This window comes from Blautia sp. BCRC 81119 (assembly GCF_003184505.1).
Taxonomy (GTDB): Bacteria; Bacillota; Clostridia; order Lachnospirales; family Lachnospiraceae; genus Blautia_A; species Blautia_A fusiformis.
In genome coordinates this window covers 21,292-39,454 of the sequence record NZ_QJHD01000016.1, presented here as the reverse complement: position 1 = coordinate 39,454, position 18,163 = coordinate 21,292, and the positions used below count along the sequence as shown (strand labels likewise).

At 46.3% G+C, this 18,163-nt stretch carries 16 protein-coding genes; 14 read left to right on the top strand and 2 right to left on the bottom strand.

The annotated features are described in order from the left end of the window. The first annotated feature begins 83 nt into the window (after positions 1-83). From DMI82_RS10740 to DMI82_RS10730, 3 genes are read left to right on the top strand one after another with little or no spacing between them, the layout of a single operon-like run. On the top strand, positions 84-713 hold the full coding sequence (locus tag DMI82_RS10740) for a cyclodeaminase/cyclohydrolase family protein (RefSeq protein ID WP_021977714.1): 630 nt from the start codon (positions 84-86) through the stop codon (positions 711-713). 14 nt (positions 714-727) lie between these two features. Continuing rightward, entirely contained in the window at positions 728-1,579 is an 852-nt protein-coding gene (locus DMI82_RS10735) for a bifunctional 5,10-methylenetetrahydrofolate dehydrogenase/5,10-methenyltetrahydrofolate cyclohydrolase (RefSeq protein WP_015525289.1), read from the top strand. Between the two features lie 21 nt (positions 1,580-1,600). Then, positions 1,601-2,362 (top strand): glucosaminidase domain-containing protein, encoded by a 762-nt coding sequence (locus DMI82_RS10730; RefSeq protein WP_330409245.1) that lies wholly within the window; start codon positions 1,601-1,603, stop codon positions 2,360-2,362. Between the two features lie 455 nt (positions 2,363-2,817). Here the strand turns inward: DMI82_RS10730 and DMI82_RS10725 are convergent, their stop codons facing one another. After that, a complete protein-coding gene (locus DMI82_RS10725; protein WP_110103283.1) occupies positions 2,818-4,326 on the bottom strand; it encodes a 4Fe-4S dicluster domain-containing protein in 1,509 nt (502 codons plus the stop codon). A gap of 400 nt (positions 4,327-4,726) precedes the next feature. Between DMI82_RS10725 and DMI82_RS10720 the strand changes: the two genes are divergently transcribed. The 4 genes from DMI82_RS10720 (at position 4,727) to spoIVA (ending at position 10,402) form a co-directional block, all read left to right on the top strand. Next, the gene (locus tag DMI82_RS10720; RefSeq protein WP_015525285.1) at positions 4,727-5,206 is read left to right on the top strand and encodes a complex I 24 kDa subunit family protein; all 480 of its coding nucleotides are present in this window, start codon (positions 4,727-4,729) and stop codon (positions 5,204-5,206) included. Further along, positions 5,203-7,074 (top strand): NADH-quinone oxidoreductase subunit NuoF, encoded by a 1,872-nt coding sequence (locus DMI82_RS10715; RefSeq protein WP_059085925.1) that lies wholly within the window; start codon positions 5,203-5,205, stop codon positions 7,072-7,074. The genes DMI82_RS10720 and DMI82_RS10715 overlap by 4 nt, the downstream gene beginning before the upstream one ends. A gap of 15 nt (positions 7,075-7,089) precedes the next feature. Then, complete coding sequence (locus DMI82_RS10710; RefSeq protein WP_110103282.1) at positions 7,090-8,787, top strand: [FeFe] hydrogenase, group A; 1,698 nt, start codon at positions 7,090-7,092, stop codon at positions 8,785-8,787. A gap of 145 nt (positions 8,788-8,932) precedes the next feature. Next, the gene (gene spoIVA, locus DMI82_RS10705; protein ID WP_022426914.1) at positions 8,933-10,402 is read left to right on the top strand and encodes a stage IV sporulation protein A; all 1,470 of its coding nucleotides are present in this window, start codon (positions 8,933-8,935) and stop codon (positions 10,400-10,402) included. Between the two features lie 36 nt (positions 10,403-10,438). Here spoIVA and DMI82_RS20085 read toward each other — a convergent pair whose 3' ends face one another. Continuing rightward, positions 10,439-10,600: a hypothetical protein gene (locus tag DMI82_RS20085; RefSeq protein ID WP_015525281.1), complete on the bottom strand. Its 162-nt coding sequence runs from the start codon at positions 10,598-10,600 to the stop codon at positions 10,439-10,441. A 140-nt stretch (positions 10,601-10,740) separates the two neighbouring features. Here DMI82_RS20085 and DMI82_RS10700 point away from each other — a divergent pair, with 140 nt between their 5' ends. From DMI82_RS10700 to DMI82_RS10670, 7 genes are all read left to right on the top strand, one after another. Next, positions 10,741-11,571: a transglutaminase domain-containing protein gene (locus DMI82_RS10700; protein WP_158526449.1), complete on the top strand. Its 831-nt coding sequence runs from the start codon at positions 10,741-10,743 to the stop codon at positions 11,569-11,571. 16 nt (positions 11,572-11,587) lie between these two features. Next, the gene (locus DMI82_RS10695) at positions 11,588-12,250 is read left to right on the top strand and encodes a hypothetical protein (RefSeq protein WP_110103280.1); all 663 of its coding nucleotides are present in this window, start codon (positions 11,588-11,590) and stop codon (positions 12,248-12,250) included. Positions 12,251-12,382: 132 nt separating this feature from the next. Next, positions 12,383-13,675 (top strand): MBOAT family O-acyltransferase, encoded by a 1,293-nt coding sequence (locus tag DMI82_RS10690; protein WP_330383065.1) that lies wholly within the window; start codon positions 12,383-12,385, stop codon positions 13,673-13,675. A gap of 15 nt (positions 13,676-13,690) precedes the next feature. Beyond that, the gene (locus DMI82_RS10685) at positions 13,691-15,088 is read left to right on the top strand and encodes an alginate O-acetyltransferase AlgX-related protein (RefSeq protein ID WP_021653020.1); all 1,398 of its coding nucleotides are present in this window, start codon (positions 13,691-13,693) and stop codon (positions 15,086-15,088) included. Between the two features lie 15 nt (positions 15,089-15,103). Continuing rightward, complete coding sequence (locus DMI82_RS10680) at positions 15,104-16,093, top strand: SH3 domain-containing protein (protein WP_110103279.1); 990 nt, start codon at positions 15,104-15,106, stop codon at positions 16,091-16,093. Positions 16,094-16,121: 28 nt separating this feature from the next. Continuing rightward, positions 16,122-17,081 carry a transglutaminase-like domain-containing protein gene (locus DMI82_RS10675; RefSeq protein WP_021653022.1) on the top strand — a complete coding sequence of 320 codons (960 nt, stop codon included), beginning with the start codon at positions 16,122-16,124 and terminating at the stop codon, positions 17,079-17,081. 146 nt (positions 17,082-17,227) lie between these two features. Further along, complete coding sequence (locus DMI82_RS10670) at positions 17,228-18,052, top strand: S8 family peptidase (protein WP_015525272.1); 825 nt, start codon at positions 17,228-17,230, stop codon at positions 18,050-18,052. Positions 18,053-18,163: the final 111 nt, after the last annotated feature.

The window sequence follows — 18,163 nt, the reverse complement described above, 5'->3', positions numbered from 1 at the left end:
AAAAACAACCGGAGGGGGCTTTTTATAAAGCCCCCAATGGGCTCTAAAGAGTGCTAAAATAAGAATATAAGGAGGAGAGTCCTATGGGATTTTCTACAAGTACTTGTACTGAATTTGTCGAGGTATTAAGCTCCAAGGCACCGGTTCCAGGCGGCGGCGGCGCTTCGGCTCTTGTAGGTGCGGTTGGTACAGCTCTTGGAAACATGGTTGGAAGCCTTACTGTCGGTAAGAAAAAATATGCAGATGTAGAAGATGAAATGTGGGAGCTGAAAAAGAAATGTGATCAGCTTCAGAAAGATTTCCTTCATCTGATCGAGAGAGATGCGGAAGTTTTTGAGCCTCTTTCCAAGGCTTACGGAATGCCGAGAGAGACAGAAGAAGAGAAGGCTGAGAAGGCTCGAGTAATGGAAGCTGCCCTCAAGGAAGCATGCTCTGTTCCTATGGAGATCATGGAGAAATGCTGCGAGGCTATTGAACTTATCGTTGAGTTCGGAGCAAAAGGTTCTAAGCTTGCAATCAGTGATGCTGGTGTAGGTGCTGCATTCTGCAAAGCAGCTCTTAAGGGAGCAAGCCTGAATGTGTACATTAACACAAAATCTATGGCTGACCGTGCATATGCAGAGGAATTAAACAAAAAAGCAGACGCTATGCTTGAGAAATATACGAAGATCGCAGACGAGACATTTGACAGTGTTCTCGGAAGACTGAAATAGGAGGAACCAGACAAATGGCAAAGCAGTTATTAGGTAAAGAAGTAACAGCGGCTCTCAATGAAAAGATCAAAGCGAACGTTGCAGAGCTTCAGGCAAAAGGTGTAGATCCTACACTTTGCATTATCCGTGTTGGTGAGAATCCAAGCGATATTTCCTATGAGAGAGGTGCTACAAAGCGCTGTGAGACTCTTGGTGTTGCATGTGAGAAAATCCTTCTTCCGGAGGATGTTTCCCAGGATGAGCTTCTTGCAACCATCGATAAAGTAAACAAAGATGACAAGATCCATGGAGTTCTTCTGTTCCGTCCGCTGCCAAAACATCTGGATCAGGCAGTGATCGAGAATGCACTTGCAGCAGAGAAGGATGTTGACTGTATGACAGATCTTTCCATGTCTGGTGTATTTACAGGCAAGAAGATCGGATTCCCGCCATGTACACCGCAGGCATGCATGGAGATCCTTGATCACTATGGAATCGACTGCACAGGCAAAAAAGCGGTTGTTATCGGAAGAAGTCTTGTAGTTGGTAAACCGGCTGCCATGATGCTTGTTAAGAAAAATGCGACAGTAACGATCTGCCATACAAGAACCGTTGATATGCCGTCTGTTGCAAAAGAGGCGGATATCGTCATCGTTGCAGCTGGTCGTGCTGGTGTTGTCGGCGCTGATTATGTCAGAGAGGGACAGACTATTATCGATGTTGGTATCAATGTCAATGCAGAGGGCAAGCTTTGTGGTGATGTTGATTATGCGGCAGTTGAGCCAATCGTTGATGCGATCACACCGGTTCCTGGCGGAGTAGGAAGTGTTACAACTTCTGTTCTTGTAGGTCATGTGGTTGAAGCTGCGATGAGAAAAGCGCAGTAATAAAGGATTGATTATTGATATATGTACAGATTCCGAAATAGTTTTTGTTTACGGATGATGATGCTTGCAGGCGTTCTGGTGATCGGAACGCCTGTGGGTGTTTTTGCAGAAGAAGTGGATCATTCCATGGAGGGACAGATCTCCAAGCCGCAGTCATCCGGAGAGAGTGATATAGATAGTTTTGTGGATGATTCCACAGATAATACTTACGGATATTATACGATCATGGGGTGTACCACAGTGGATGTGGAGGATATGGTGGCGCAGTATGAGGCGCAGAATGTGGAGTATCCTTCCGGTATCCTGACAGAGGGCGGTGCACCGGACATTGATACGTTTTGCACAATTGTGATAGAGGAAGCGGATACGGAGGGTGTCCGTGGTGAAGTTGTTTATGAACAGGCGATGCTTGAGACCGGATGGCTTCAGTTTGGTGGGGATGCCAGTGCAGGGCAGTTTAATTTTTCGGGGCTGGGGACTACCGGTGGTGGTGTTGCCGGTAATTCTTTTCCGGATGTAAGGACGGGGATCCGGGCGCAGGTGCAGCATCTGAAGGCTTATGCTTCTTCGGAGGAGTTGAACCAGGCTTGTGTGGATAACCGTTTTCAGTATGTGACCCGGGAGAGTGCACCTTATGTGGAGTGGCTTGGGATCCAGGAGAATCCTTATGGGGGCGGATGGGCCGCCGGGAGAAGTTATGGATATAAGCTTAGGAGTCTTCTGGCGGAGTTGAAGGGGGAGGAGTATACCTGGCCGGAGAGTACGGAGACGGTGGAGAAGTAGTGGTGGTGGCGAACGGGACGGTAGTGGCGAACGGGACGGCCCGGAAGGGAGTGCGGTTCTGTCTGCGGCCGGGCTTCGTCGGCGGCTGGATCTAAGGCGCCGGGATTCTGCTAAAACCATTTTCCAAAAGCCAGAACTCGCGGCTTTTTGCCGCTCAGACAGCTGGCTTTTGAAAAATAACGCAGAAGTCCCGCCGCCTAAGATCCAGCACACCTCCTGCAGAGTCGTCCGCAGACAGTACCGCACTCCCTTCCGGGCCTGTGCGTTGGCGGTGTTAGGTTGTCTGGCTATGGGGAAGGATGTGGATGAGGGATGGAGGCGGGCTTTGCCCTGTCCTGGTTGATAAAATAATGGAGATGCAACCTTGAAGATTAAAGATCTAGGTTGCATCTCCGTTTTTTATTCAATCAAATTGAAATATTTGGGGAATTATATAGTGGAATATTTTGAGGTAGTTAGTTCAACTCCAGGTTTTCCAGTTCCTGTGAGGGGAGTTTTGGTTCTGAGCTGTCTACGTATTTTTTGAGGGCCTTGGAGGTTTTTGCGAAGCCGGCGTTGGTTCCGGCGCCTCCGATGCAGCCTCCGGGGCAGGCCATTCCTTCGATCATGCAGTTTTTGATCTTGCCGGCTTTTGCCAGAGTGAGGACTTTTTTGCATTCGGCAAGGCTTTCTGCGTGTTCGATGTGGACTGGTACATCGGGATAGTATTCCTTCAGACAGTTTTCGATGGCTCCGGCTACGCCGCCTGCAATGGCGTAGCCTCGTCCTGCTGCGGTTGCGGCCTGGGTTTCTTCCGGGAGCTCTTCGCAGGTGGATGGGGTGATGCTTTTGGCGTCGAACAGGCCCCAGAGTTCCTCGAAGGTGATCACGAAGTCTACATCACTTCTTACGGAATGACGCATGGCTTCCAGTTTCTTGGAGGCGCATGGTCCGATGAAGACTACTTTCGCATGGGGGTGCTCTTTTTTTACGATCCGGGCAGTTGCCACCATCGGGGTCAGCTCCTGGGAGATGTTGTCGATCATAGCCGGGAAGTATTTTTTTGCCATGACTGACCAGGATGGGCAGCAGGAGGTGAGGAGGAACGGGAGGTGGCCGGTTGCTACTTCTTTGGCGTAGTGGTGTGCTTCAGAGATGCAGCCGATGTCTGCGCCCAGTGCTACCTCATAAATGTTTGAGAAGCCCAGCTGTTTGAGAGCGGAGCGGAATTGGCCCGGGGTGACGTATTCGCCGAACTGATTGATGTAGGCGGGGGCGATTTCTGCAATGATCTCAGTTCCTTCTCGGAGGGCATGTGCCAGCTGGAAAATCTGGGATTTGTCGGAGATAGCTCCGAATGGACAGCTGACCATGCACATGCCGCAGGATACGCATTTATCCTGGTTGATGGAGGCGCGTCCCTGTTCATCGCTCTCGATGGCTTTTACACCGCAGGCACGTTCGCAGGGGCGTTCTTTATGGGCGATGGCATCGTAAGGACAGACAGCTTTGCATCTTCCGCAATGGATACATTTGTCCTGGTCGATGAAGGATTTTCCGTTTACCATGGAAATGGCGCCTTTGGGGCAGGTGAGTAAACAGGGATGTGCGACACAGCCGCGGCACATGTTGCTGACTTCGTATTTGTTGGATTCGCATGCGGAACATGCGGAAGGGATCACCTGCATAAGAGGTGGTTCATAATATTTCTCGTCAATGTTGCTGGCCTTCACGCCATCGGTAAGGTGGACGGAACGATTTTCCGGGCGGAGGGAAAGTCCCATGGCCAGACGGACACGTTCGCTTGCAACAGCTCTTTCACGATAGATGCTTTCGCGGTATTTCGCGCGTTCCTCTACAATATTGTAGGGAATGGATTCGATATCATGGATCATTGATTCGTCCGTGGATTCAAATCCGATCTTAGCAATTTCGGTAAAAATCTTTCGCCGGATCTGTTTTACTGGTGTGTCAAGATTTCGCATAGATGTTCTCCTTTACAAAATAAATTAATTAAATGTTTTCCACGCACTTTTTATCTATCTTAAAGTAATTGAGAAATAAAATCAATAACCGGCTTTAATGTTTTGGGGCAGAAACAAAGAGCAGATTTGTATCTTTATTATCAAGGTTGTTAAAAATTGAACATATTTTATGGAAAATAGATACAAAATCAGTAAGTCACTGTAAACATTTCGATATATTCTGAAAAAAGCAAAAAAATCGCTTGTGAAAAATGACCATATAAGTTATAATTAAAGGCATGAAATAGTGCAAAATAATGATTTGCATAAATGCGCGGCACTGACAGAGTGTTAAAGCATTAACCTGTAGTGGAACAGGTTGATCAAGTGGAAAATCTATGAGAAACAAGGAGGGAACCGAATGTTAGACCAGACGTATTACAGAAAAACGGACGAGATCATCGAGCACTACGGCCGGAAAGCTGCATCACTGATTCCAATCATGCAGGATATTCAGGCTGAGTACCGTTATCTTCCGGGAGAGCTTCTTACTTATGTTGCGGAACAGATTGGTGTAAAAGAAGCGAAGGCGTACAGTGTAGCTACTTTCTATGAAAACTTTTCCTTTGAGCCGAAAGGCAAGTACATCATCAAGGTATGTGACGGTACTGCCTGTCATGTACGTAAGTCCATGCCTGTAAAGGAAGCAATGCTGAAGGAACTTGGACTGAGTCATAAGAAGCATACTACAGATGATATGATGTTTACCGTTGAGACAGTTTCCTGTCTTGGTGCCTGCGGACTTGCACCGACACTGACTGTAAATGATGAAGTTCACCCGAAGATGACTCCTGAGAAGGCTGTTGAGCTTTTAAATGAATTGAGAGGTGAGAGCGTATGAGTATAACCAGTATGGAAGATCTGAAAAACAAACAGGCTGAGGTTAAGAAGAATCTTGATGGCTATACCTGCCGTGTTCTCGTCTGTTCCGGTACCGGATGTATTGCTTCCGGTGCTCAGAAGATTTATGAAGAAATGTCAAGACTCTGTGAGGGAATCGAGGGTGTTGCGGTTGAGATGCAGAAGGATGTTCCTCATGTAGGAATCGTTAAGACCGGATGCCAGGGCTTATGTGAACTTGGTCCTCTTATGAGAATTGAGCCCTATGATTATCAGTATGTACATGTTCAGGTAGACGACTGTCGCGAGATCGTAGAGAAGACCGTGATCTGCGGACTGCCTGTTGAGCGTCTGTTTTATCGTCATAATGATGAGGCCTGTCCACATCCCAGTGACATTCCGTTCCTGAACCAGCAGACAAGGATCGTTCTTGAGAACTGTGGCAAGATCGATGCAGAGTCCATTGATGAATATATTTCCGTAGGCGGATTTTCCGCTATGGCGAAGGCTTTCTTTGAGATGACCCCACAGGGTGTTATCGACGAGATCTCGAAGTCTGGTCTCCGCGGCCGTGGCGGTGCAGGCTTCCCTGCAGGCAAGAAATGGTCACAGGTTGCACGCCAGCCGGAAAAAGTCCGTTATGTAGTATGTAACGGTGATGAGGGTGACCCGGGAGCATTTATGGATGGTTCCGTAATGGAAGGTGATCCTTACAAGATGATCGAGGGTATGGTGATCGCTGCCTATGCAGTAGGTGCAGAAGATGGTTATATTTATGTGCGTGCCGAGTATCCTCTTTCTGTACAGAGACTTCGAATGGCTATTGAGCAGGCAGAGTCCTATGGCCTTCTTGGTGATAATATCCTTGGTTCCGGTATTAATTTCCACTTACATATCAATCGCGGTGCCGGAGCGTTCGTATGTGGTGAAGGTTCTGCCCTGACTGCTTCTATCGAAGGCAACAGAGGTATGCCTCGAGTAAAACCTCCGAGAACGGTTGAGCAGGGCCTGTGGGGTAAACCTACGGTTCTGAATAACGTAGAGACTTATGCCAACGTACCGAAGATTATCCTTCAGGGAGCAGACTGGTTCCACACCATCGGTACAGAGGGAAGCCCTGGAACCAAGACTTTCTCACTTACCGGTTCCATTGAGAACACCGGTCTTATCGAGGTTCCAATGGGAACAAGCCTCCGTCATATCATTTATGACATTGGCGGCGGTCTTAAGAGCGGTGCTGCATTTAAGGGTGTACAGATCGGCGGTCCTTCCGGTGGATGTCTGATCGACGATCAGATCGATCATCCGCTTGATTTTGATTCTGTTAAGAAGCTGGATGCCATCATGGGCTCCGGCGGACTGGTTGTTATGGATGAGAATACCTGTATGGTAGAGGTTGCGCGTTTCTTCATGAGCTTTACACAGCGTGAGAGCTGTGGTAAATGTGTTCCTTGCCGTGAGGGTACCAAACGTATGCTTGAGATCCTGGAGAGAATCGTCGCAGGTAAGGGTGAGCTTTCCGATCTGGATGAGCTGGAAGAGCTTGCAAACATGGTTCAGAGCATGGCCCTGTGCGGACTCGGTAAGAGTGCACCGCTTCCGGTCATCAGTACTCTGAAGCGTTTCCGTGACGAATATGTAGAGCATATCGTAGATAAAAAATGTCGTGCGAAGGTCTGCACGGCGCTCCGTCAATTCCATATCAATCCTGAGTTCTGTATCGGCTGCGGCAAGTGTGCAAAGAACTGTCCGGCTGGTGCGATTTCAGGAAAGATCAAGCATCCACATGTAATCAACAACGACGTATGTATCAAATGCGGATCCTGTAAGGATAACTGTAACTTTGATGCGATTTATGTGGAAGCATAGAAGGGAGGATATCTTATGGGTACAATGACAATTGACGGAAGAAAAGTAGAATTCACCGACGAAAAAAATGTCCTGACAGTCATCAGGAATGCCGGTATCAATATCCCCACACTGTGCTATCATTCAGAGGTTTCCACCTTTGGTGCCTGTCGTCTCTGTACAGTTGAGGATGACAGAGGCAAAACATTTGCCTCCTGTTCCGAGCAGCCGAGAGACGGAATGGTTATCTATACCAACTCCGGTCGTATTAAGAAATATCGTAAACTGATCGTGGAGCTGCTTCTTGCAGCACATTGCCGTGACTGTACAACCTGTGTAAAGAGCGGCGAATGTATCCTGCAGGAGCTGGCACATCGCCTTGGCGTGCGGGATATCCGTTTTGAAAATACAAGAGAACAGCACGAGATCGATGACAGTTCACCGTCCATCATCCGTGATCCGAACAAATGTATCCTCTGCGGCAACTGTGTACGTGCCTGCGAGGAACTTCAGGGAATCGGAGCTCTTGGATTCGCATTCCGTGGAACAGAGGCCATGGTCATGCCTGCATTCAATAAAAAGATTGCTGAGACACAGTGTGTAAACTGTGGTCAGTGCCGTGTTTACTGTCCGACAGGTGCGATCTCCATCCGTACACATATGGATGAAGTATGGGATGCACTGGCTGATAAGAATACTCGTGTTGTTGCACAGGTTGCACCGGCAGTTCGTGTTGCAGTTGGTGATCATTACGGACTTGCCAAAGGCAGAAGTGTTATGGGTAAAATCGTTAACGCGCTTCACAGAATGGGCTTTGACGAAGTATACGATACCACATTCAGTGCCGACCTTACCATCATGGAAGAGACCAAGGAGTTCCTAAACAGAGTGGAGAAGGGTGAGAATCTTCCGCTTCTGACTTCCTGCTGTCCTGCATGGGTGAAGTTCATCACAGATCAGTATAAGGAATATGTTCCGAACATTTCTACCTGCCGTTCCCCACAGGGAATGATGTCTGCGGTTATCAAGGAATACTTCCGTGATCCGGAGCATGCAGCAGGCAAGAAGACCGTTATGGTTTCCATTATGCCATGTACAGCCAAGAAGGCAGAGGCAATCCGCCCCAACAGTTTTACCGATGGCGAGCAGGATACCGATATCGTTATCACAACCACAGAGCTTCTCCGCATGATCGATAACTTTGGTCTTGATTTTGCAACACTGGATCCGGAAGCATGCGATATGCCGTTTGGATTTGGTTCCGGCGGTGGCGTTATCTTCGGTGTTACCGGTGGTGTTACCGAGGCAGTTCTTCGAAGACTGAGCCCGGATCACAGCAAGGAAGCCATGCATGAGATTGCAGAGTGCGGTGTTCGTGGTGAAGAGGGAATCAAGGAATTTACCGTACCGTACAAGGGAATGGATATCAATGTATGCGTAGCCAGTGGCCTTGCAAATGCAAGAACCGTTATGGAACGTGTAAAGAACGGCGAGGCAAACTATCATCTGATCGAGGTTATGGCATGCCGCCGTGGATGTATCATGGGTGGAGGTCAGCCGACCAGATCCGGTGACAGAACCAAGGCAGCCAGAGCAAGAGGTTTGTACAATGCAGACAATACCATGATCATCAAGAAATCCGATGAGAACCCACTGGTTCTGGAGCTTTATGAGGGACTCCTCAAAGGCAAAGAGCATCATCTGCTTCACAATGAGTTCTATATCAAAGACTGATATGAGGAATACAAAGGGCTGCTGTTCCCGGTGAACAGCAGCATATAAGAAGCCTTCCGGGCATATACTGTGGTATGCGGGAACTGTCTTTTTTAAGACGTTTCCCGGAACTTACAGGCCAGTATATGCAGGGAGGCTTTTTTATATGGAAAACTTTCAGGTTTACCGTGATATCCAGGCGCGGACGGGCGGGGATATCTACATAGGGGTTGTGGGACCGGTCCGTACAGGAAAATCCACATTCATCCGGAGATTTATGGAGCTGATAGCACTGCCATCGATCAGCGAGGGAAAAAGAGCAGAACTTCAGGATGAACTGCCATTAAGCGGTGCCGGAAAAATGATCACCACCGTAGAACCCAAATTTATTCCAAAAGAAGCAGTGGAAGTATCCATAGGGGAAAACCAGAAAATCCGGGTAAAACTCATTGACTGTGTAGGCTTTCTGGTAAAAGATGCATCCGGAAATGTGGAAGAAGGCAGGGAGCGGATGGTCAAAACTCCCTGGCAGGAAAAAGCAATCCCGTTCCATGATGCAGCCCGCATTGGAACGGAAAAAGTGATCAGCCAGCATTCCACCATTGGGATTGTAGTCACAACAGACGGAAGTTTCGGGGAGATTCCCAGAGAAAATTTTATCCCGGCAGAGGAACAGACCATAAAAGAACTGAAAGTCCAGGGAAAACCCTTTCTGATCCTGGTAAACTCCCAGACTCCCTACAGTGAGGAAACCGGAAAAACTGTAAAACATCTGGAAGAGAAATTTGGAGTATCCGTTCTGGCAGTCAACTGTGAACAGCTTCGAAAAGAGGATGTGACCAGAATCCTGGAGAAGATCCTTTATGAATTCCCGGTCAGTGAGATAGAGCTTTTTGTTCCCAGATGGGTGGAGATGCTTTCTCCGGAACATGAGGTAAAGGCGGCTCTGTTAAATGAGATTCGGGAAAAGATGACCAGACTTACTCATGTGCGTGATGTAAGCAGAGAATCAGTATATCTGGAAAGTCCATATGTGGAAGATACATTGCTTGAGCAGGTCAGTCTTTCCGATGGAAAAGTCCGTATCCGGATCGCAGTAAAAGACATTTATTATTATCAGATGCTCAGTGAAATGAGCGGGATATCCATGGAAAGCGAATATGAACTGATCCAGACCATAAAAGAGCTTGCCGGTATGAAAGAACAATTTGTAAAAGTCCAGGCTGCCCTGGAAGCGGTAAAAGGAACAGGGTATGGGGTTGTGGTGCCTGAGCTTTCCGAGATCACTATTGAGGAACCTGAGGTGATCCGTCAGGGAAATAAATTCGGAGTAAAGATCCGGTCAAAAAGTCCGTCCATTCATATGATCCGGGCGGGAATCGAAACGGAGATCGCTCCGATCGTTGGTACAGAACAGCAGGCGGAGGACCTGATAAAGTATATCAGAGAAAGCCCGGAGCGAGGGGAAAGTATCTGGGAGACCAATATTTTCGGAAAATCCATCCAGCAGCTGGTGGAAGACGGAATCCGGAACAAGCTGGCCATGATCAGCGAAGAAAGTCAGGTGAAGCTTCAGGATACTATGAAGAAGATCGTAAATGACAGCAAAGGCGGACTGGTGTGTATCATCATATGAATGGAGAATAGAATTGCAAAGCAAAAAGGACGTTCTTCAGCAGACGTCCTTTTTTTGATGTTGTTTTTTCCATTCTGCGATAAACTGAAGCTGTTCCTGGTCAGATAGTTCCTGGGAAGCGGCGTCATTTCCTGCAGCGGCACAGCAGAAAAGAACAAAGATCTGGAGTCCGAAGAATACAAGAAAAAAGAGAAGCATAGAAAAACCTCCTTTATTTTTCAGATATGTTAAGTATTGGAGGAGATAATGTATTTTATACATTATATTGCAAGAAAATCAGAGCAATGCTATAATTATCACCGGGTATGAAGATTTTTAAAACAGGAGGAAAAGAAACCATGAAAAAGAGAAGATTCGCACAGCTTGTTCTCATGATCACAATGCTGTTTTGCCTGACATTTGGCACAGTGTGTGCGCAGGCGGCAACAACAGCAACCACAACAACCGCAAAAGCAGCTGTTAAAAATGGCTGGAAAAAAGAGGGCGGTCAGTATTATTACTACATCAAAGGTAAAAAAGTTACTAACAAATTAAAAAAGATCAATGGTGCGATATATTATTTAGGCTCGAATGGTGCAAGAAAGACCGGATGGTATACAGTAAAATCCGGAAATACCTACAAAACCATGCAGTTTGCTTCCAACGGAAAATACACTGGGAAATCCAAAAAAGCAAATGCAGAACTGATCAAGATGACAGATTCAGTGCTTCGCAGCCAGAAGATTTCTGCAAGTCTGACTACAACTGCGCAGAAAAAAACGGCTCTTCAGAAATTGTTTAACTGTTCCAAAAAATACGGATATATGAGAATGAAGGGCTTTGACGGAAAACCTTTGCAGTTTACAAAAGGTAAAAGCCAGATGTTTGCATATCTGACCATGGGAATGAAAAAAGGAAACTGCTACGGTGTTGCATCAGCCTTTGCAGTACAGGCTAAACGTGCAACAGGACTTCCGGTCCGTGTATGCTGGGGAAAAAGTAATGTATTTAATAAAAATAAATGGCAGCCACATGGATGGACAGAGATCAAGATCGGAAATACCTGGTATACATTTGATGCAAATGCAGCAGGAAACAAATCCAGAAAAGATGTTAAATATTATATGCAGAAATCTTCATCCATGAAAAAATACTATAAAACTGAAGGAAGAGAAGATATCGTTCTCTAAAGAATAGGAGCAGATCATGAAAAAGTGGACAAAGAAGATCCTGGTAGCAGTACTTTGTCTGATGATGCTCCAGATGCCGGCAGCTGAACCACTTATTGCGGTTCAGACTGTACAGGCAGCATCTACAGCCAAGGCAGCCAAGGTAAAAAACGGTCTCAAAAAAGAGGGCGGACAATACTACTATTATGTGAAGGGAAAAAAAGTAAAGAATACATGGAAAACCGTGACTGTCGCTAATAAGACTACCGGCAAAAAAATGACATACAGATACTATTTTTCCAACACCGGAAAGGCTTATAAAGGTGGAACATTCTTCGGGGAGAACTATCTCCTTGTAAAAAAGATCGGCGGGAAATACTATGGATTTAACCGGTATGCACAGATGGTAAAAGGCGTTTATTATTCCGCATATGGACAGTCCAGAGCCGGATTTTATGCTTTTAATACAAAAACCGGTGTATACGATGCCAGAACATCTTCAAGATTAAGGAAAGCATTTGTAAGAGAAAAGAGTTCTGCAGCACTGCGGAAAGCCCTTGGCAGACCTCTTCGTACCAGAAAGACAGATGGCTGTTATGGTGACGGACAGGAATATCTGTTGGAATACACAAGATTCTGGGTCAATACATACAAAGACAAAAAAGGGAAGGAAATCGTACTGGACGTGATCAGCAAATAAGATTCGCCAGACCGATAAATAAATATAATTATGGTTTTCAGTTCAATGGTATTTCTGTGTGTATTTCTTCCGGCTGCTTTTTGTCTGCATCTCCTTTTACCTGGGATGCGGGCCAAAAATTTTTTGCTTGTAGTGGCAAGTCTGGTCTTTTATGCATACGGAGAACCGATTTATGTAATATTACTGGTTGCTTCATCGGCGGGCAACTATATTTTAGCGCGCCTGACAGGGGAATGTCCGAAGATCCGTAAGCTCACAATGACATTGGCTGTGGTGATAAATCTCGGTCTTCTTGTGATCTTTAAATATTCCGGATTTCTGGTGGATACATTTAATTCTGTTACCGGTGCCGGAATTCCGGTTCCGCAGGTCCGGATGCCGATCGGAATATCGTTTTTTACTTTTCAGGCACTTTCCTACGTGATCGATGTTTATCGGGGAGATGCTTCGGTTCAGAAGAATTTCGGAAAGGTGCTTCTGTATATCTCATTTTTCCCACAGCTGATCGCGGGACCTATCGTCAAGTATCATGATGTGGAGGCGGAGATCAATAATCGTAAGCAGACGCCGGAGGAAATCGGAAAAGGAATCCGGCGTTTCATTGCAGGTTTGAGCAAAAAGGTTCTTATCGCCAATACAATGGGACTTGTGGCGGATAATCTCTTTGGTGCGGCAGCAACCGGAATCACCGGTCCGGGTGCTTGGCTGGGCGCAGTTTCCTATATGCTGCAGATCTATTTTGATTTCAGCGGCTACAGTGATATGGCGCTGGGACTCGGAATGATGTTTGGATTTCATTTCCATGAGAATTTTGATTATCCTTATATTTCTGCCAGTATCCGTGAATTCTGGAGAAGATGGCATATGTCTCTTTCAGGATGGTTTAAGGAATATCTGTATATTCCGTTAGGGGGAAACCGCAGAGGGAAATTCCGTACAGTGGTCAATAAAATGATCGTTTTTGTGTGTACAGGTATCTGGCATGGTGCCTCCTTTAATTTTCTGTTCTGGGGAATTTATCATGGCTTTTTCCTGATGCTGGAAGAGTATATCCCATTTATCGGGAAAAAGGGCGGAAAACTCAAGAGCTTTTTTCAGCATGTCTATGCACTTCTGGTAGTTTGTGTTGGCTTTGTATTTTTCCGTGCGGACACTATGAAGCAGGGATGTTTCTGGATCAGAGAAATGTTTACGGATTTTGGATGGAAGGCTTCTGCAATGAGCCTTACACTGCAGCAGCTGACACCGGTATATCTTGTAACGCTGGCAGCAGCACTGGTCGCAGCAGTTCCGGTAAACAGCATGCTGAAAAAGTATAAATGGTATGAAGGCTTTACCTATGTATTAAGTCTGGCTGGTTTTGCGCTTTGTGTATTGAGCCTTGCCGGCGGAACCTATAATCCGTTCATCTATTTTCGATTTTAAGAGGAGGCAGAAAACATGAAAAAATTGCAGGTGCTTTATATTACTGCATTTTTTGCAGCTTGTCTTGTGCCATCTCTGGGGATGGCGGTGACAAAGCAGGAAGCATCGTCTGAAAACCGAAGACTGGCTGAGTTTCCTGAACTGAAAAAAGAAAACGAGATCAATACCCGTTGGCTGCCGGAAGCAGGCGAATATTTTCAGGAACATTTTGCGTTTCGAAATGAGCTGGTAACGGCAAATGCCCTTCTGAACGGGAAGATTTTCGGAGTATCTACTGCAGATGGTGTGATCCAGGGAACCGATAACTGGCTTTATTATAAGGATTCGCTGGAGGATTATCTTGGAGAGGAGCTTCTTTCCGAGAGAAGCCTTTTTAATATTGCACATACATTGGCCATGATGCAGGAGACATTGAATGAAAAAGGTGTGCAGTTTCTTTTTACTGTGGCACCTAATAAAAACTCACTCTATGGAGAGAACATGCCGTACTATGACAGCCTGAAGGTATCATCGGACAAAAACCTTGTTAATCTTCAGAAATATCTCAGGCAGGAGCAGGTTTCTTACGGAGATCTGTATGAGACTCTTTCAGAAGAGAAAGAAGTTCTTTATCACAAAAGAGATTCACACTGGAACAACAAGGGTGCTGCAGTTGCGGCGGAAACATTGCTGTCTTCTCTGAAAAAGGAGCATGTTTCCTATAAGGAGGAACCCTATACTATAAAAACAGATTTCACAGGAGATCTGGATGAGATGCTGTATCCTCTTGCAACGACACCGGAAGAGGAAGTTTATTATGACAGACAGACAACATTTGCCTATGTGGGAGAAGTGGTAAGTAATTTTGATCCGAAGATCACAACGGTAAATCCTGTGAAGGAAGGAAGTCTGGTCATGTTCCGTGATTCTTTTGGTAATGCACTGCTTCCGTTTATGGCAGATGCTTATTCCAGTGCGTATTTTTCCAGAGGAGTACCTTACCAGATGAGTGAAGTGGATGAGAAGAATGCAGATACTGTGATCGTGGAACGGGCAGAGCGTTTTCTCCCGGAAATGGCACAGTCACCGCCGATCATGGAAGGACCGGAGTGTCAGGTGAATGTTACGGAAGAAGATACGGTTCCTGCCGGTGCCGGAGCAGTTCAGTGCGAGATCCAGGGAAATCTGGAAAAGATCACAGGTTGTATTGAAGAAAAATATCTGGATATAGACAGCAGGATTTATATAAGATTGAACCATGATAAGATTTATGAAGCATTTCCGATGGATGTTTCCACAGAAGATGGAAAAACGGACAGCAGCGGTTTTTGCTTATATCTGGACCGTTCACTTCTTGCAGCAGACGGAAATCAGATCGAAATTCTTACAGGCAACAAAGATTCAGCCCGTATAATAGGCGGACTGACACTATAAAGGAGGATATAAGAAATGAGAAAAAAAACAGTACAGGTGCTTTTAGGGGCAGCATTGATCGCAGCGATGTGTCTGGGGGCACCGACAGCTGCTTTTGCAGACGAGACAACGACAAAGGAGGAAACCGCAGAGAAAACTGGCGATAAAGATTCCGCAGAAGAAAAAGAGACCGCAGAGGATTTTCAGATCGGAGAGCTTACAGTAAAAAATCAGAGCGGACTTGAGGTGAAATCCGCAGAGCTTCAGGATGCAAAAGAGGATGACAGCAAAAAGAAAGACTCCAAGGATGCGGCAGGTCAGGATCTAGTGATCACCATGAAAGATGGTACAGAGCATACCTTCCGGAATGTGACACCGGATGACTGGAAAGAACCTGTTTTTTATAATGAGTATGAGATCCTTTATATTTCCTATACAGATGAAAAAGGAAAATCTCAGGAAGCGCTGGAAGATGCGAAGGAGACTGAGCTGGAAGAAGCTGCCACTACCTATGCAAAATCCAATGTAAATATCCGTGAAAAAGCGGATACAAAATCAAAATCCCTGAAAGTAACATCTCTTGGAACCGAGTTCAAGGTAACCGGTGTATGCCCTGGATGGCTGAAGGTTGAAGGAGATGGTGTTAAGGGATATGCGGCACATACATACTTCACTTCCAATAAAGATGAGATCGACAAGCTGGTAGCAGAGCAGAAAGCAGCTGAAGAGAAAAAAGTGGCAGAGGCAAAAGCGGCATCAGAGGCACAGGCAGCAGCAGACGCGCAGGCAGCGGCAGACGCGCAGGCAGCAGCGGACGCACAGGCAGCGGCAGACGCACAAGCAGCGGCAGACGCACAGGCAGCGGCAGAGGCACAGGCAGCAGCAGAGGCACAGGCAGCAGCAGAGGCAGCAGCATCAGAACCTACCGAAGTTAGCCGTCAGGCCTATGATGACTGTGACGGAAGTGGTCATGGCTACTATGAGATCACCTATTCTGACGGAAGTGTGAGATACGAAGAGTATTGATTAGAATGAACGATAAGGAAAGATACGTATGAAAAGATTAAAATTGTTTTTTATGGCGATGGTCATGCTTTTTGCGGTGCAGATCTGCACGGTTTCCGTAACCTGTGAGACGCAGGCAGCAACTACTACGGCAACTGTAAAGAAGAAAACCGGTCTCTACAGAGAAAAAGGAAAATATTACTACTACACCAAGGGCAGAAAGATCAGAAACCAATGGAAGACCGTAAAGGGAAAACGGTATTATTTCGGGCCTAAATATTATGCGTTAACTTACCATAACAAGATCGGTTCCAGGATCTATGTGTTTGATACTGCAGGACGCCTTTTGAACGGAAAGACGTCACGTATCGTAAATGTAGGAAAATATTCCTATTACGTAAATAAATATGGAAATCCTTCAAAGGGTTGGCTGTGCCTTCCGGATAGAAATCTTTACTATGCGGATTCCTGGGGACGTTTTTACAAAAACCGTACTCTGGAGGGAATCCGGTTTAACGGAAAGGGGCAGGCTGTAAAAAATGATATGCGCAGCCTGAAGCTGCATTGTATAGGCGTGGTCCAAAATATTACAAGAAGTGGAATGTCCAAAAGCCAGAAGCTGCAGGCGTGCTGGAGTTATGTGATAAATAATACCTATTATTCATCTGCCTATTATCCGAATTTAAATCAGAATGACTGGTGGAGAATGACTGCGTGGAGAACGCTTGCTACAGGAAAGGGAAACTGTTATGGCTATGCCTGTGCATTTGCCGCACTGGCAAGAGAGATCGGATATGATCCATATGTGGTATGCGGTCGTGTTCCGGGAACCAGAGATGGAGCTGGAGATGGTTTTACAAGACATAGCTGGGTGATCATAAACGGACTTCATTATGACCCGGAAGGACAGGCTAAGGGCTGGCATACCGGAGTTTATGGAAGCTACAGCTACGGAATGGACAATCAGATCCAGAAAACAGTTAATTTCCGTACAGGAAGAGGAAACTAAATAAAATATACAGCAAAGATCCCGGGGATTCAGATGTAAGATCCCGGGGTCTTTTTATATAAAACGAGTAGCGGGAAAGATGTCCGCAGAATAAGCTAAAGAAAGGTCAGATGTCCGGCGGGAGAGCTTTGGAAAGGTATAAAAGGATGTATACAGGAAAAGGGATAGGCGTGGCGGTTCTGGATACCGGTATTTTTCCTCATATAGATTTTGGCAGCCGTATTTCCGTGTTTCGTGATTTTACAGGAGTCAGACGCAGCCCATATGATGATAACGGACATGGGACTCATGTCAGCGGGATCCTTGCAGGGGACGGAACTGCATCAGGTGGAAAATATAAAGGGGCTGCACCTGGCTGCAGTATCGCTGCTCTGAAGGTTCTGGATCGTTTCGGGAACGGAAGCAGGGAGGATGTGATGCGGGCATTTCGGTGGATCATGGAGTTTGGAAGCATTTATCATATCCGTATCGTTAATATTTCAGTGGGAACAACATCCCGGGATCATAAGGAACAGACAGATCTTCTTGAAGGAGTGGAAAAACTTTGGGATCTGGGATTTGTGGTGGTAGCTGCAGCAGGAAATCAGGGACCGGGGGCCGGCACGGTAACAGCACCGGGAAGCAGCCGGAAAATCATTACCGTAGGCTCCAGTGATATGCTGAATGGCAGAAAGGCAGTTTCCGGAAGAGGCCCTACTTTTGACTGTGTGTGCAAACCGGATCTGGTAGCGCCGGGAAGCCAGGTCATTGCCTGTGCACCGGGACTGCCGTACTCATATGGGCTCAAAAGCGGAACCTCCATGTCGACGCCTCTGGTGTCAGGAGGGATCGCCTGCCTTCTGGAAAAAGATCCCCGGCTTTCTAATGTAGAGGTAAAGATGTTGTTAAGAGAAAATGCAGAAGATATGGGACTTCCCAGAAATCAGCAGGGATGGGGAAAATTTAACTGTGAAAAACTGTTGGCAGGCTGAATTATTATACAATTCTTATAAACATAGTGTGGTAAAGCACAAAAGCGTTGACGGAACCGGAAAATATGAGTACAATGTACAGTAAAAGTGCTGAAGAAAGATTCTAAAGGA

Bases quoted from the DNA above. Each gene is read 5' to 3' on its own strand.
- DMI82_RS10675 (WP_021653022.1), top strand. From the start codon at position 16,122: ATGAAAAGATTAAAATTGTTTTTTATGGCGATGGTCATGCTTTTTGCG.
- DMI82_RS10700 (WP_158526449.1), top strand. From the start codon at position 10,741: ATGAAAAAGAGAAGATTCGCACAGCTTGTTCTCATGATCACAATGCTG.
- DMI82_RS10710 (WP_110103282.1), top strand. From the start codon at position 7,090: ATGGGTACAATGACAATTGACGGAAGAAAAGTAGAATTCACCGACGAA.
- DMI82_RS10715 (WP_059085925.1), top strand. From the start codon at position 5,203: ATGAGTATAACCAGTATGGAAGATCTGAAAAACAAACAGGCTGAGGTT.
- DMI82_RS10695 (WP_110103280.1), top strand. From the start codon at position 11,588: ATGAAAAAGTGGACAAAGAAGATCCTGGTAGCAGTACTTTGTCTGATG.
- DMI82_RS10685 (WP_021653020.1), top strand. From the start codon at position 13,691: ATGAAAAAATTGCAGGTGCTTTATATTACTGCATTTTTTGCAGCTTGT.
- DMI82_RS10720 (WP_015525285.1), top strand. From the start codon at position 4,727: ATGTTAGACCAGACGTATTACAGAAAAACGGACGAGATCATCGAGCAC.
- DMI82_RS10735 (WP_015525289.1), top strand. From the start codon at position 728: ATGGCAAAGCAGTTATTAGGTAAAGAAGTAACAGCGGCTCTCAATGAA.
- DMI82_RS10680 (WP_110103279.1), top strand. From the start codon at position 15,104: ATGAGAAAAAAAACAGTACAGGTGCTTTTAGGGGCAGCATTGATCGCA.
- DMI82_RS10730 (WP_330409245.1), top strand. From the start codon at position 1,601: ATGTACAGATTCCGAAATAGTTTTTGTTTACGGATGATGATGCTTGCA.
- DMI82_RS10740 (WP_021977714.1), top strand. From the start codon at position 84: ATGGGATTTTCTACAAGTACTTGTACTGAATTTGTCGAGGTATTAAGC.
- spoIVA (WP_022426914.1), top strand. From the start codon at position 8,933: ATGGAAAACTTTCAGGTTTACCGTGATATCCAGGCGCGGACGGGCGGG.
- DMI82_RS10725 (WP_110103283.1), bottom strand. From the start codon at position 4,326: ATGCGAAATCTTGACACACCAGTAAAACAGATCCGGCGAAAGATTTTT.
- DMI82_RS10670 (WP_015525272.1), top strand. From the start codon at position 17,228: ATGTATACAGGAAAAGGGATAGGCGTGGCGGTTCTGGATACCGGTATT.
- DMI82_RS20085 (WP_015525281.1), bottom strand. From the start codon at position 10,600: ATGCTTCTCTTTTTTCTTGTATTCTTCGGACTCCAGATCTTTGTTCTT.